The sequence below is a fragment of the Vibrio sp. N418 genome (genome assembly GCF_000222565.1).
In the GTDB taxonomy this organism is placed as follows: domain Bacteria; phylum Pseudomonadota; class Gammaproteobacteria; order Enterobacterales; family Vibrionaceae; genus Vibrio; species Vibrio scophthalmi.
Map to the genome: position 1 here is coordinate 14,182 of NZ_AFWD01000063.1, position 15,180 is coordinate 29,361.

Sequence of the window (15,180 nt, forward strand, 5' to 3'; positions counted from 1 at the left end):
TTATGAATGAACTGACTATTCTTGCCACCCTTGCAGCCGTGCACTGGGTTGCCCTTATGAGCCCCGGCCCTGATTTCGCTTTAGTGGTACAAAACGCTTCGCGTTACGGACGCCAAACTGGGTTATTCATTGCCTTAGGCTTATCTTGCGGTATTTTACTGCATTCGATTTTCAGCCTGACTGGCGTAAGTTATTTAGTACAGCAACATCCCGCACTATTTGCCGCATTACAATTATTGGGTGGCAGTTACTTACTTTATTTAGGCGTAGGCGCTTTACGCGCTGCTTTTCAATCAAGTGACGCCTCAGGCGTAAAAAATAAATCGCAATATTTACTCAGTAATAAACGTCAGGCCTTTTCACGTGGCTTCATGACGAACATCCTCAACCCCAAAGCATTAGTGTTTTTTGTTAGTTTAATGTCGAGCCTTGTTCCCGCCACCATGTCGCTTGGTGGAAAAGGAGCGGCACTGTTAATCCTTTGGAGTTTATCTCTATTGTGGTTCTCTTTGTTGGCGTGGCTATTGACCAGTCAGCGTTTACAGAAAAAGCTTCATCAGTTGAGCAAATACATTGATGGTATCTGCGGCATGATGTTCAGTTTGATTGGTGTCACGATATTATGGAACACCATTTCATCACTGTTGATTATGTGACGTTACTGCCAGATCATCGATCGCCCCCAAGCCTTGTAAGAGATCTCTCACAACAAGCTTGGGAGATTGCATATACCTGCAGAGAGAAAAAGCCAAAAACAAATAGCAAGCCATTGATAATAAATGACTTGTTTTATTTTTAATCCATTTACACATAGAAAGAAATCGATTACATCAATTGTTCTAAATCGAGAAAGACGTAATATAAACCCTGTCGGAAGGATTCTGACACGGAACAGGAAAAGGCCACGGATTAGGTCATCTTCAGGAAGAAGATTCGGTTATTTAGGATGAATAATCGGCACGGATAGCAAATTGGACATTGAACGGACGCAATAGTAACTAGGATGGTTGCTACTAAGGATGGGAAATGGACACCTCTGGACGAGGCAAGGACTGAACATCAGGAAGATGTCATGGACACCGCTCAGGGATCAAGTGATGAGAGCTAATCAGGAAGATTAGTAGACCAGGATAAGGTCAAGGACACCGCTAGGATGGCGACGAAAGGAATACGCTGAAGGACTACAGCACACTATCATGGATTTGATGCATGGAGCACTTTTAGTAGCCGGATTGCTGCGAGTAAGACCATAACCCCGAAGGGCCTAGCCCCTCGGGGTTTTTCTTTTTTTACCTGCTTATTTATTGCTGCTGCGTTGTTGCCAATTTTCACTCACCCCATAACATCGCTCACTATGCTCAGTGGATTCACTTATTTATCGCCTAGCTATCATTCCCACTACTTTGAAAACCCCTCTTTAATTCCTCTAGTCTCATAGTCAATGTTGAGAATAGAACTGATTTAATAGCTTTTGGACACCCATAGGCCAAATACTAAAAAGGCGCACCGAAGTGCGCCTTTGAATTCAATAAAACTTGCTGATTAGAGTTTTTCTAATCGAGCATAAGCGGTCACTAACCACTTGATGCCTTCACCATTAAAAGCAACTTGCACGCGGCTCTGTGGGCCACTGCCTTCAAAGTTAATGATGGTACCTTCACCAAATTTAGGATGGAGAACACGAGAGCCAAGCGTAAAACCGGTTTCATTGAAGCTCTCTTTTACCACTGTTTGACTGAAACGACCGCTACCTGAAGGACGACTCACTTGCGCTTTCATGCGCACTTCATCTAGGCAAGATTCTGGTAGCTCACGAATAAAGCGTGACGGCTTGTGGTATTTATCTTGGCCATACAAGCGACGCATTTCCGCGTAGGTAATGTAGAGCTTTTCCATCGCACGCGTCATGCCAACATAACAAAGACGGCGTTCTTCCTCCAAACGCCCTGCTTCTTCTGCAGACATTTGACTTGGGAACATCCCTTCCTCTACCCCAACCATAAACACCATCGGGAATTCCAAACCTTTCGCACTGTGCAATGTCATTAGCTGTACAGCATCTTCAAACTCATCCGCTTGGCCTTCGCCCGCTTCCAATGCGGCATGCGTTAAGAAAGCGGTCAGCTCACTCATTTCATCCGCTTCTTCTGGCTTTTCGAACTGGCGGGTTGCCGTGACCAATTCTTCCAAGTTTTCGATACGAGCTTTAGACTTCTCACCCTTTTCTTGCTCATACATGGCGAACAAGCCTGAGTATTTCACCACATGGTCAGTTTGCTCATGCAATGACATTTCTCGGGTGTCATCTTCCATCGCATTAATCAATTCGATAAAGCGACTCAATGCGCCAGCCGCTCGGCCAGTCAGCACTTGCTCATCAATCAACGCGACACATGATTCCCACAGGGTGCAACCACGATCGCGCGCAGCAAAGCGCACCGTCTCTAGGGTTTTATCGCCAAGACCGCGCGTTGGTGTATTTACAATACGTTCAAAAGCGGCGTCGTTATCACGATTATTGATAAGACGTAGATAACCTAATGCGTCACGAATTTCCTGACGTTCGAAGAATCGCATACCGCCATAGATACGATAAGGCAAGCCCGCTTGCAGCAAGGCTTCTTCCAATACACGAGACTGGGCATTGTTACGATAAAGCATCGCAGTGTCGTTCAACACGCCACCTTTCTCTTGCCACTCTTTAATTTTACTCACTGCAAAACGCGCTTCATCCAGCTCGTTGTACGCCGAATAAACCGAAATAGGCTCACCTACTTTGCCGTCGGTCCACAGCTCTTTACCCATTCGCTCGGTATTATTGGCGATTAGAGTATTCGAGGCTTCAAGAATGGTCTTGGTTGAACGATAATTTTGTTCAAGACGAATGGTATTCACGCTCGGAAATTCAAGGGTGAATTTTTCAATATTCTCGATTTGAGCACCACGCCAACCATAGATTGACTGATCATCATCACCAACGATCATCACGTGAGTATCTCGACCAGCCATCATGCGCAGCCAAGCGTATTGAATGTTGTTGGTATCTTGAAATTCGTCGACCAAGATATGCTTAAAGCGCGCTTGATAATGTTCACGGATCGCGGTTTTATCACGCAGCAACTCATGTGCTCTTAGCAAGATTTCAGCAAAATCAACTAAGCCAGCGCGATCACACGCTTCTTGATAGGCACTGTACAATTGCAGGTAGGTTTTCGTAATTGGATCATGGTAGGCATCGATGTGATTAGGACGTAAGCCTTCATCTTTTTTACCATTAATCCACCAGCAAACCTGACGTGGTGGCCACTGCTTTTCATCTAAATTTTGCGCTTTAATCAAACGTTTGAGTAAGCGCTGCTGATCATCAGAATCAATAATCTGGAAATCTTCCGGTAACTTAGCGTCTAGATAATGCGCGCGCAGAATACGATGACAAATACCATGGAAGGTACCATTCCACATCCCAGATGAACTGCCCATCATCAACTCTTCAATACGACCACGCATTTCTGCTGCCGCCTTATTGGTAAAGGTCACTGACATGATCGAAAACGGCGATGCCTGTTCAACCGACATCAACCAAGCAATGCGGTGCACTAGCACACGTGTTTTACCACTGCCTGCGCCGGCCAAAACAAGTAGATTTTCGATTGGAGCGGCTACAGCCTCACGCTGTTTATCGTTCAGACCGTCGAGAAGTAAAGAAGGATCCATCATGGCTAAGCTACTGGTTATTTATACATAAAAGTTGATTATAACCTAAACAGCTATGCGATATGAGCACAAAAAGGAGAAATTTTTTCCACTTTTTTATTGCTTACACATCAACCAACTAAGCAACAATAGTGAAACATTTTTGTACATTTTTTATTTTTAATGAAAGTTTTTCCGCGGCTTTTCTATCCTTTTATGTAAGCAAGTTGATGATTAACTTGTGGATTTAAACAAAGGAATTCAGTCAGAGGAAATTACTATGAAAAAGTCTAATCTAGCCGTTACAGCTGCAATCACTGGTCTTATTGCGTTAGGTGGCACCATGTTAACCGCCGCACCAGCTGTCGCAGCAGAAAAAGAAAAGTGCTACGGCGTGGCTAAAGCAGGTAAAAATGACTGCGCAACCAAAACCAGCTCATGCGCAGGAACGGCCAAGGAAGATAACCAAAAAGATGCTTTTGTAGTCGTTCCAACCGGACTATGCGGCAAGCTTGCAGGTGGTAGCACCGAGTCAGCTTAAACGAAACGCCTATCACTAGGTGTACTGACGCTCAACCAGCGCACCTAGTGATAGACCGAACACCGTCGTACATCACACTATTGAGGGAAAGCCTTGTGACACTATCCGCTCAACATTCATTGGTTGGGGTAGGTTTACGCACACCTCACATGGATTTTTTTCTCTCCGAGCCTGCGCACTTCTCTTGGTTAGAAATCCACAGCGAAAACTATTTCCAACCTCATTCTCTCGCGAGACAACAGCTTCTCACTTTGCGTGAGCGCTACCAAATAAGCTGTCACGGCATCGGCTTATCACTTGGTAGTGTCGGGCGCATCAGTGCGGAGCATTTGACTAAGTTAAAAGCACTGGTGAAACAAGTCGAGCCACTCCTTGTGTCCGATCATTTAAGCTGGAGTGAACATGGTGGTCATCATTTCAATGACTTATTACCTCTCCCTTATACCGAAGAAGCGTTGCAAGTCTTTTGTCGCAATGTTCTTGAAGTGCAAGATGCACTGCAAAGGCCGTTACTGATCGAAAACCCTTCAAGCTATGTCAAATTTGCTCATTCAACAATTGCCGAATGGGATTTTCTGGCCGAAGTGCATCGCCGCACAGGTTGTCGCTTGCTGCTCGATTTCAACAATATTCATGTTTCTGCCTTCAATCATGGTTTTGGCAGTGAAACATACTTAGCGGGCATCCCCGCACATGCCGTCGATGAAATTCATTTGGCCGGTTTTACCATCAAACAATTGGATAAAGGTGAAATCTGGATTGATACCCACAGCCGTCCAGTGAGCGATGAGGTATGGCAACTGTTTAGTCAATGGTCAGCCGAGCATGGCGTTCGTCATTCCTTAATTGAATGGGATCTCGACATTCCAACGCCCGACGTTTTAATTCATGAGGCGAGTAAAGCCAGCATGATACTCAATACCTTGGCGACAACACAAAGCACGACTCAGTCAAGGAAAGCATCATGAATTTAGCCGCGCTACAAAATGAATTTGCCAAGGCTCTGCACTATCAATCGAGCGGAGAGGCTTGCAACATTATCAGTGATGCATTCACCGCCGATGAACGAATGCAGATTTACCGTAATAATTTTATTGTCGGTTTAAGCGAAATCTTGCAAATCACCTATCCGACCGTGCAAGCATTGCTGGGAGAAGAGTGCTTTTTACAGCTTGCTCGCCAACATGTGCTGGACAATCCATTGAACCAAGGGGATGTCAGTGAATATGGTGAGCATTTCGATCAAACGCTGTTGCACTTTGATGCCGTGATGCAAGCTGCGCCTTGTTGTGCCGAGGTTGCTCGTTTTGAATGGACGCTCGATATCAGTCAACAACGTCATGCTAACGTAGAATCGCTCTCATTGAGGCCACTTGCACAACTGAGCGCCCTTTCTCCTGAGCAACATGCACACATCTGTTTTCATTTATCTCCAGCGGCACTCCCTTTCACAAGTCAGTATGCGCTTTTTTCTCTGCATCACGCAGTGCAGAAAAATGAGATAGAAGGGCTAGACATTAACCTAGCCGAGCAAGGTGTTATCGTCACGACAAATACGGGGCTAGCCAAAGGGATCGCTCTAACCAATCCCGAATTTCTGCTCATTCAGCAACTATACAAAAGCATACCGCTGGCTGATATTGAGCCGTCATTACTGAGCTCATTGAACACGATTATTGAACTGGGTGTCATCGCCGGTTTTTCCCTAACGTTACCCATCGATAACTCGACCGAACAGAATCACTAGGAGAGCATTATGACAACCGCTGTAAAGAATTGGCTCAACCATTACGACGCGATGATTGCTAAACTCCAATGCGTTTTTGTACCACTGCTATTGTTATTCTGCCGCTTATGGGTAGCTTGGGTATTTTTCAACTCAGGGCTGATCAAAATCTCATCATGGGATAGTACGCTCTATCTATTTGAATATGAGTACCAAGTCCCGTTAATTCCATGGCAAATGGCCGCGTACATGGGCACAGCAGCAGAGTTAATCTTACCCGTATTTTTAGCCTTAGGATTACTGACTCGCCCAATGGCGGCAATCTTATTCGTCTTTAATATTATCGCCGTGGTTTCTTACCCATTGTTGTGGGAGAAAGGCTTTTATGACCATCAGTTGTGGGGCTTAATGATCATGGTTGTTGTGGTATGGGGTGCTGGCCCTCTCTCTCTCGACAAACTACTCAAATACAAGCTACAAAGCTAATTTTCACATTTTTCCGAGGCTAAATAGCAGTAAATAGCAAAAAGCCTTCCAAATGGAAGGCTTTGTTTAATTGTAAATCCTACAAAAACTCAAATACGAAGAGTAAACAGGATTAGGCGATGATACCGGCATGGCGTAGCAAAGCATCAATTTCCGGCTCACGACCACGGAAGCGTTTGAATAACTCCATTGGCTCTTCACTGCCACCCATCTCAAGGATATTGTTCAAGAAGCTCTTACCGGTTTCTTGGTTAAAGATACCTTCCTCTTCAAAACGAGAAAATGCATCCGAAGACAACACTTCTGCCCATAGATAGCTGTAGTAACCCGCGCTGTAACCACCAGCAAAAATATGGCTAAAGCTGTGTGAGAAACGGTTCCACTCTAAGCTCGGCAGCACGGCCACTTTGCTTTTCACTTCAGCTAACGTCTCTAAGACGCGAGGGCCTACTTCTGGTTCGTATTCAGTGTGTAGAGTGAAATCAAACAAGCCGAATTCGAGTTGACGAAGAATAAACATCGCTGACTGGAAGTTTTTCGCCGCCAGCATTTTATCCAACATCTCTTTTGGCAATGGTTCACCGGTTAGATAGTGGCCAGAGATGAATGCAAGCGCCTCTTCTTCCCAGCACCAGTTCTCTAAGAATTGACTTGGCAGCTCAACAGCATCCCAAGGAACACCATTAATGCCCGATACTGCACCCGTCGCAACTTGAGTCAGCATATGGTGAATACCGTGACCAAACTCATGGAACAAGGTGACGACTTCATCGTGAGTAAACAGCGCAGGCTTATCGCCCACTGGACGGTTGAAGTTACACGTTAGGTAGGCCACTGGCGTTTGTAGTTCGCCAGATAAGGTCATACGACGACCACGGCAATCATCCATCCACGCGCCGCCACGTTTGTGTTCACGAGCGTACAAATCAAGATAGAAGCTACCGCGTAGCGTGCCTTCACTATCAAAGATATCAAAGAAACGTACCGACTCATGCCAGGTATCGATACCTTGACGCTCAGTGACTGTCATACCAAAGACGCGATTTAATACTTCAAATAAGCCGCTTACTGCTTTTTGCTCAGGGAAGTAAGGACGCAATTCTTCGTCTGAGATTTGGAACAGGTTCTGTTTTTGTTTCTCACTGTAGTAGGCGATGTCCCAAAGATTGAGTTCTTCTACACCGCACTCGCTTTTAGCAAATTGACGTAGCTCTTCGACTTCGCGCTCACCTTGTGGTTTCGCTTTAGTCGCCAGATCGTTTAAGAAACCAAGGACTTGCTCTGGGTTCTCTGCCATTTTCGTTGCTAGCGATTTTTCACTGTAAGTCGCAAAACCAAGCATACGGGCTATTTCATGACGCAGTTTCAGTTTTTCTGCGATGATTTCGCTGTTATCCCACTTGCCAGCATTCGGGCCGCGATCCGATGCACGGGTAACGTAAGCTTCATATAACTCTTGGCGCAAGGCTTGGTTATCACAGTAAGTCATTACCGGTAGGTATGACGGAATGTCGAGTGTCAGCAGATAACCATCAAGCTCTTTAGCTTGGGCCGCGGCTTGTGCCGCTGCTAATGCCGACTCAGGCATGCCTGCCAATTCTTTTTCATCAGTAACATGCTTGGTCCACCCCATGGTGGCATCCAACACATTATTTGAGAACTGCGAACCTAGCTCCGACATACGCTTACTGATTTCACCGTAGCGGCGCTGCTCTTCAACGGGTAAACCAATGCCTGACAATTCAAAGTCACGCAATGCGTCAGTAATAGTTTTTTGCTCTGCTTGATTCAAATCGGCAAACGCTTGGCTAGCTTTGATCGCTTTGTAAGCCTCAAACAAGCCTTTGTGTTGTCCGACCCAAGTACCGTACTCCGACAGCAATGGCAAACAACTTTCATACGCTTCGCGCAGAGCTTCGCTATTCATCACCGAATTCATATGGCTCACCGGAGACCAAATACGGCTAAGACGATCGTCAACTTCTTCGATTGGTGCAACGAGGTTATCCCATGTCGGCTCTGTATTGCCCGCCAACACTTGTTCAATTTTGTCACGGCAATCGCTAATGGCTTGTTCGACAGCTGGCTTAATATGTTCAGGCTTAATTTGCGAGAACGGCGGTAAATCGGTAAAAGTTAGCAGCGGATTGGACATAAAGCATTCCTTTTGTTGCGCAAAGCGAACTGACGAGCTCGTCTTTTATGTAATAGTTACGTCTTAACTAAATATAGGTAGATTAAGCGATTTTCAATAGTCACCTTGATGATTATGCTAACAACTTGATGCAAACGTGCCGCAGATCGCTTGTTGCTTTCTTGCTGCTTGATACAAGCATCTCGACCAGTTTTGGGTATATAATAAGCCATAATCTTAATTGCAATGACCATGGTCTACATGACCATTTCGAGAGTATCCCTTGCTGAGTTACCGCCACAGTTTCCACGCTGGCAACCACGCTGATGTTGTCAAACATATCGTTCAAAGCCTTATCCTTGATACACTGAAGCAAAAGGACAAACCGTTTGTGTACCACGATACACACTCAGGTGTGGGTCGTTACGACTTAACCCATGAATGGTCTGAGAAAACCGGCGAATACAAGCAAGGGATCGCACGTATTTGGAACCAGGCGAATCTACCTGAAGAGATCAGCAGTTATATTGAATCAATTCGCGTACTCAATAACGGTGAAACGCTGCGTTACTACCCGGGCTCACCTCGTGTCGCTCGTGCACAGATCCGCTCACAAGACCGCATGGTACTTACTGAGTTACACCCTAGCGATTACCCATTGCTAGAACAGGAATTCCATCGCGATCGCCAAGTGAGCATCTACAAAGAAGATGGATTCAAACGACTCATCGCAAGCTTACCGCCAAGAGAGCGTCGCGGTTTAGTGTTGATTGATCCACCTTACGAGCTAGCCAAAGAATACCGCGATGTAGTACAGGCTATTGCCCAAAGTCACAAACGTTGGGCGACCGGTATCTACGCAATCTGGTACCCAGTGGTTAATCGTTGCGATATTGAAGATATGCTAGAAGGTTTAGAAGGTCTTGGCATTCGCAAGATTCTAAATATTGAACTTGGTGTTTCTCCAGACACCAATGAACGTGGTATGACGGCATCGGGCATGATTGTTATCAATCCGCCATGGATGCTAGAAAACCAAATGAAACAAATTCTACCTTTCCTACAAGAGGCGATTGCACCAGCAACAGGCCATTGGAAAGTTGATTGGGTTGTGCCGGAATAAGCACACCTCATAAAGTTAGAGCCTGCTGGCATGCCCATCACAACTGAACAATCACGTCATTGTTTAATAAAAGCCAAGCAGCTCACAACAAAATCTGTGAGGGTGGATTGAGTTCAACCAATCCGCCCTCAATATAGAATTTATAGGAAACAAATTTAAATAGGGATACGGGGTTAGCTTGCTTGGGATAAGTCAGCATCCACAACACAGCAATGCGATTTCGCCTCACCCTAACAATGATTGGAGAAAGTAATGGCGACTCATTTTGACTATATCTGTATTGGCGGCGGCAGCGGCGGCATTGCATCGGCAAACCGTGCTTCTATGTACGGCGCTAAAGTAGCACTGATTGAAGCTCAAGACCTTGGTGGTACTTGTGTTAACGTTGGCTGCGTACCCAAGAAAGTGATGTGGCATGGAGCACAAATTGCTGAAGCAATGAAGCTATACGCGCCAGATTACGGCTTTGATGTTGAATACAAAGGCCTTAACTGGGGCAAGCTGATTGAAAGCCGCCAAGCTTATATTGGTCGTATTCATGAATCTTACGATCGCGTTTTGGGCAACAACAAAGTGAATGTCATTAAAGGCTTTGCGCGATTTGTTGACGCTAAAACCGTTGAAGTAAATGGTGAGCTTTACACCGCTGATCACATCCTAATTGCCGTGGGTGGTCGTCCAAGCATTCCTAATATTCCTGGTGCTGAATTCGGCATCGACTCGAATGGTTTCTTTGAACTGACTGAGCAACCAAAACGTGTTGCCGTTATCGGCGCAGGTTACATTGCCGTTGAGATCGCAGGTGTTCTAAGCGCACTTGGCACCGAAACGCACCTATTCTGCCGTAAAGAATCACCACTGCGCAGCTTTGATCCGATGATCATTGATACTTTGGTTGAAGTGATGAACGCTGAAGGCCCAACGCTACATACTCACTCAGTACCAAAAGAAGTGGTTAAAGAAGCCGATGGCAGCCTAACACTGCATCTAGAAAACGGTGAAAGCCAAAACGTTGATAGCCTAATTTGGGCGATTGGTCGCCACCCTGCGACTGACGCAATCAACCTTGCATCAACGGGTGTTGAAACCAACGATCGTGGCTACATCAAAGTGGATGAATACCAGCAGACCAATGTTGAAGGCATCTACTGTGTTGGCGATATCATGGAAGGTGGTATTGAGCTGACACCGGTCGCTGTTAAGGCAGGTCGCCAGCTTTCTGAGCGCCTATTTAATGGTAAAACTGACGCGAAGATGGACTACAAACTGGTTCCAACGGTTGTGTTTAGCCACCCACCAATCGGCACCATCGGCCTTACCACCCAAGAAGCGGAAGAGCTTTACGGCAAAGAGAATGTGAAGGTTTACACCTCTGGCTTTACCGCAATGTACACCGCGGTGACGCAGCACCGTCAACCATGCAAAATGAAACTGGTTTGCGCTGGTGATGATGAGAAAGTCGTCGGTCTACACGGCATCGGTTTTGCCGTGGATGAAATGATCCAAGGTTTTGGCGTCGCAATGAAAATGGGCGCAACCAAAGCTGATTTCGACTCTGTTGTTGCTATCCACCCGACAGGCAGCGAAGAATTTGTAACGATGCGCTAGGCTGAAATGCCGCGCTAGAGACTGATACTCTCAACATACAATAAAAGGCTCATCAGCCACGCTGATGAGCCTTTTTTATCACTAAAAATCGATAATTTTTACCACTTTTAGCGGTGTAATCACTTCAACTGCTGTAAGTACTTATAAACCGTCGGCTCTGAAATATTCAAGCTATGCGCCACTTTACCTACGGTGCCTTTAAGCAAGAAAATACCTTCGTTATTCAAATCGGTCACGATAGTGATTTTGTCTTCTTTCGACAAATCTGCCAGCGCAACCGGATAAGCTTCCAGTACTTTTTCGATACGAATATCGACCATCTCAGGAATGCTTACACCTAGATGCTCATCAACATGGTTTTCTTCCGTCATCTCTGGAAAACCAGAAAGCAGTGAATCTATAAAACGCTTCGCATTAACAAATTGCTCAACCATCATGTTAATGCACAGCGCTCCAACAATTTTTTTATCCGCATTTCGAATATAAAAAGTCGCACACTTTAGCTTTTTGTTGTCTTTCGATAGGCCAACATAGTTGCACTCATAGTCTACTGACTTATCCGTTGCTATCGACTTTGCCACCAAGTTGGTAATCGGATCGCCAACGACTCTACCACTGATATGGCCATTTCGAATCTTATAAATCGAGGCCTCTAAGTCGCGCAAATCATGCAAAACCACCTCAACGTCATGCCCTAAAAAATCCGCCAACATATCAACGATTGGTTCATACAATGACAAATAATTCATGCCCCATCTCCTTAGTATTTTTTTCTTATAATAATTTATCACACACCAGTGAAATAAAGATATAAATTATAATAATTTCTATCATTCATTCATTTTAGCGATAATTATCACGTTTTTTGTATAAATTATTCGCCATAATCCGCCGCATAATAAGTGTGAAGATAATTTTTTATCAAAATTTAACAACTAATAAGAGTGAAACATTATGTGGAAAAAGCTAGAGCCGTACCGCTCATCAATAGTCTTACTATTGGCACTCATCATTGGCGCGATCTTTGGTATCGCGGCACCAGAACTGGCACTCAAAGTAAAACCAATCGGTCAAATCTTTCTAAACCTTCTTTTCATGGTGATCGTTCCTCTGGTTTCACTCAGCGTTATGTCTTCAATTGCGAGCATGACTGACCTGAAAAAACTAGGCAAAATTCTTGGTCTTGTATTGGTCATCTCAATTGCAATGGCCTTCTTCCCTGCACTGGGTATCGTGGGTATCGCTCAGATGTTCGATATCTCTCAAGGTGTAACGATCGACCTTAGCCAAGAGTTTACTGGCGGCAATGGCGGCATGGATTTCGTTAGCATGTTTACGACTAATGACTTTGTTGGCCTGCTATCTAAATCAAACATCCTTGCTCTGATCATCATGTCGGTTCTAGCCGGTATCGCAACCAGCCAAGCGGGTGAGAAAGGTAAAAAAATTGCTGAACTTATCGATGCTGCAAACGCAATCGTAATGAACATCGTTGGCCTAATCATGAAACTTGCACCAGTGGGTCTAGGCGCATTCTTCGCGGCAACTATGGCATCACAAGACAGCTCAATCCTTGCACCTCTAGCAACCGTTATTGGTCTATTGTGTGGCTACATGGTGGTTTACTACATCGTTGGTGCGTGCGTTTACTCGTACATCGGTGGTGGCGTAAATGGCGTGAAACAATTCTGGAAATACGCGGCGGCACCTTCTATTACAGCACTAGGTACGTGTTCATCTCTAGGTACACTACCTGTAACGATTAAAACAGCAGACAACATGGGTATTCGTAAAGATATCTACGACATCTGTATTCCACTGTTCGTGAACCTAAACAAATCTGGCGTAGCAATCACTGCGGCAATCAAAGTGGTCTTCATCTACGCAGTACTAGGTCTACCGTTCACTTTTGATGTGTTTGCAATGACCATGGTTATCGCGGTGCTATCTGCAATCATCATTGGTGGTGTTCCTGGTGGTGCTTTCCTAGGTGAAATCTTCATCGTAACCACGCTAGGTCTACCGCTTGAAGCGATCCCTGTACTGGTTGTAATCGGTACGGTATGTGATGCTCCAGCAACGGTTCTAAACGTAGTACACGACTTAAACGCAACACAAATCGTTGAACGCTTTATGGGTAAAGAAACACAACAACAAGAACAATCTCAACCTGTTGAACAACTGGCATAGGACACAGAACAATGACAAGCAAAAATATCGAAACACAATTAGTGAACGCAGGCCGTAAATCTCGTTACCTACAAGGCTCTGTTAACCCAGTGATCCAACGCGCATCTTCACTTGTATTTGACAGCGTACAACAGAAGAAACACGCAACGGCTAACCGTGCAAAAGGTGAATTGTTCTATGGTCGTCGCGGTACTCTGACTCACTTCGCTCTACAAGATGCAATGTGTGAACTAGAAGGTGGCGCGGGTTGTTACCTATACCCATGTGGCGCCGCTGCCGTTTCAAACGCTATCTTGGCATTCGTTGAGTCTGGTGACCACGTTATCATGACAGGCGCGGCTTACGAGCCAACTCAAGATTTCTGCAACATTGTACTGAAAGGTATGGGCATCGAAACCACTTACTACGATCCAACCATCGGTGCGGAAATCGCTGAGCTAGTAAAACCAAACACTAAAGTATTGTTCCTAGAGTCACCAAGCTCGGTAACTATGGAAGTACAAGATATCCCAGGTATTGTGAAAGCCGTTCGTGCAGTATCAGAAGATATCATCATCATGATCGACAACACTTGGGCTGCTGGCATCCTATTCCCAGCACTTGAGCACGGCATTGATATCTCGATTCAAGCGGGGACGAAATACATCGTTGGTCACTCTGATGCGATGCTAGGCACTGCAGTAAGTAACGAGCGTTGCTGGGATCGCCTACGTGAGCGTTCATACCTAATGGGTCAAATGGTCGACGCAGACACGGCATACGTGGCAATGCGTGGTTTACGTACTATGGGCATTCGCTTAGCTCAACATGAGAAAGCCAGTATCGAAGTCGCGCAATGGCTATCTGAGCGACCTGAAGTCGCCGTGGTTAACCACCCTGCACTGCCAAGCTGTAAAGGCCACGAATTCTATGTTCGTGATTTCAAAGGTTGTAACGGTCTGTTCAGCTTCGTTCTGAATAAAAAGCTAACTCAAGAAGAGCTAGAAGCGTACTTAGACAACTTTGAACACTTCTCAATGGCGTACTCATGGGGTGGTTACGAATCTCTGATTTTGGCTAACCAACCTGAAGAGCTCAACGCGATTCGCCCTGCGAACCCTGTTGATTTTGAAGGCACGTTAGTTCGCATTCACATTGGTCTAGAAAACGTATCAGACCTAATCGAAGACCTAAAAAACGGCTTCAAACGCGTTTACTAATTATCACTTTGGCACCATCTCACGATGGTGCTTTTTCGGAGTTTCCATGCAAGTAGTATTTTCAGACCAAGCCCCAGCGGCTGTTGGCCCATTCTCTCAAGCGATCAAATCAAACGGTATGCTTTACCTTTCAGGTCAACTACCTCTTGATCCTGCCACAATGAAGTTCGCTGCAGATGACGTAACAGGTCAAGCACAACAGATCTTCCGCAACATTAGTGCTGTGCTAGCAGAAGCGGGTAGTGAAAAAAATCGCGTTGTAAAAACGACGGTATTTCTATCTGATATGAACAATTTTGCTGAGTTCAATACTGCTTATGCTGAGTTTTTTGGTGAGCACAAACCTGCACGTTCATGTGTAGAAGTCGCTCGTCTACCATTAGATGCTCTAGTAGAAATCGAACTGATTGCTGAACTGTAATTATTATTAGTAAGTTTCTGAATTTACCTAAAGCCACTACCCCCTAGTGGCTTTTTTTG

13 protein-coding genes are annotated in these 15,180 nt (G+C 45.2%); 10 read left to right on the forward strand and 3 right to left on the reverse strand.

Annotation, left to right across the window (positions count from 1 at the left end):
- The first annotated feature begins 2 nt into the window (after positions 1-2).
- Positions 3-656: a LysE family translocator gene (locus RH86_RS13765; RefSeq protein WP_009386753.1), complete on the forward strand. Its 654-nt coding sequence runs from the start codon at positions 3-5 to the stop codon at positions 654-656.
- A gap of 886 nt (positions 657-1,542) precedes the next feature.
- On the opposite strand, the gene uvrD is transcribed toward RH86_RS13765, so the two are convergent.
- Positions 1,543-3,717, reverse strand: a complete 2,175-nt coding sequence (gene uvrD, locus RH86_RS13770; RefSeq protein WP_009386755.1) for a DNA helicase II — start codon at positions 3,715-3,717, stop codon at positions 1,543-1,545.
- Positions 3,718-3,973: 256 nt separating this feature from the next.
- On the opposite strand from uvrD, the gene RH86_RS13775 reads away from it, so the two are divergent.
- From RH86_RS13775 to RH86_RS13790, 4 genes are all read left to right on the forward strand, one after another.
- Positions 3,974-4,234, forward strand: a complete 261-nt coding sequence (locus RH86_RS13775; RefSeq protein ID WP_005594549.1) for a DUF2282 domain-containing protein — start codon at positions 3,974-3,976, stop codon at positions 4,232-4,234.
- 95 nt (positions 4,235-4,329) lie between these two features.
- A complete protein-coding gene (locus RH86_RS13780; RefSeq protein ID WP_009386756.1) occupies positions 4,330-5,202 on the forward strand; it encodes a DUF692 domain-containing protein in 873 nt (290 codons plus the stop codon).
- A complete protein-coding gene (locus RH86_RS13785; protein ID WP_009386757.1) occupies positions 5,199-5,981 on the forward strand; it encodes a DNA-binding domain-containing protein in 783 nt (260 codons plus the stop codon). The genes RH86_RS13780 and RH86_RS13785 overlap by 4 nt, the downstream gene beginning before the upstream one ends.
- Before the next feature lie 9 nt (positions 5,982-5,990).
- Positions 5,991-6,446 carry a DoxX family protein gene (locus tag RH86_RS13790; RefSeq protein ID WP_005594545.1) on the forward strand — a complete coding sequence of 152 codons (456 nt, stop codon included), beginning with the start codon at positions 5,991-5,993 and terminating at the stop codon, positions 6,444-6,446.
- A 112-nt stretch (positions 6,447-6,558) separates the two neighbouring features.
- On the opposite strand, the gene prlC is transcribed toward RH86_RS13790, so the two are convergent.
- On the reverse strand, positions 6,559-8,601 hold the full coding sequence (gene prlC, locus RH86_RS13795; protein WP_009386758.1) for an oligopeptidase A: 2,043 nt from the start codon (positions 8,599-8,601) through the stop codon (positions 6,559-6,561).
- A gap of 262 nt (positions 8,602-8,863) precedes the next feature.
- Between prlC and RH86_RS13800 the strand changes: the two genes are divergently transcribed.
- On the forward strand, positions 8,864-9,703 hold the full coding sequence (locus tag RH86_RS13800; RefSeq protein WP_009386759.1) for a 23S rRNA (adenine(2030)-N(6))-methyltransferase RlmJ: 840 nt from the start codon (positions 8,864-8,866) through the stop codon (positions 9,701-9,703).
- A 252-nt stretch (positions 9,704-9,955) separates the two neighbouring features.
- Positions 9,956-11,311 (forward strand): glutathione-disulfide reductase, encoded by a 1,356-nt coding sequence (gene gorA / locus RH86_RS13805; protein ID WP_009386760.1) that lies wholly within the window; start codon positions 9,956-9,958, stop codon positions 11,309-11,311.
- A 119-nt stretch (positions 11,312-11,430) separates the two neighbouring features.
- Here the strand turns inward: gorA and RH86_RS13810 are convergent, their stop codons facing one another.
- Entirely contained in the window at positions 11,431-12,060 is a 630-nt protein-coding gene (locus RH86_RS13810) for a transcriptional regulator (protein WP_005594538.1), read from the reverse strand.
- Positions 12,061-12,265: 205 nt separating this feature from the next.
- Here RH86_RS13810 and RH86_RS13815 point away from each other — a divergent pair, with 205 nt between their 5' ends.
- The 3 genes from RH86_RS13815 to RH86_RS13825 are packed head-to-tail and all read left to right on the forward strand — an operon-like array spanning position 12,266 to position 15,121.
- Complete coding sequence (locus tag RH86_RS13815) at positions 12,266-13,501, forward strand: dicarboxylate/amino acid:cation symporter (RefSeq protein WP_005594535.1); 1,236 nt, start codon at positions 12,266-12,268, stop codon at positions 13,499-13,501.
- Between the two features lie 11 nt (positions 13,502-13,512).
- Entirely contained in the window at positions 13,513-14,700 is a 1,188-nt protein-coding gene (metC, locus tag RH86_RS13820; protein ID WP_009386761.1) for a cystathionine beta-lyase, read from the forward strand.
- Between the two features lie 46 nt (positions 14,701-14,746).
- Positions 14,747-15,121 (forward strand): RidA family protein, encoded by a 375-nt coding sequence (locus tag RH86_RS13825; protein WP_005594532.1) that lies wholly within the window; start codon positions 14,747-14,749, stop codon positions 15,119-15,121.
- Positions 15,122-15,180: the final 59 nt, after the last annotated feature.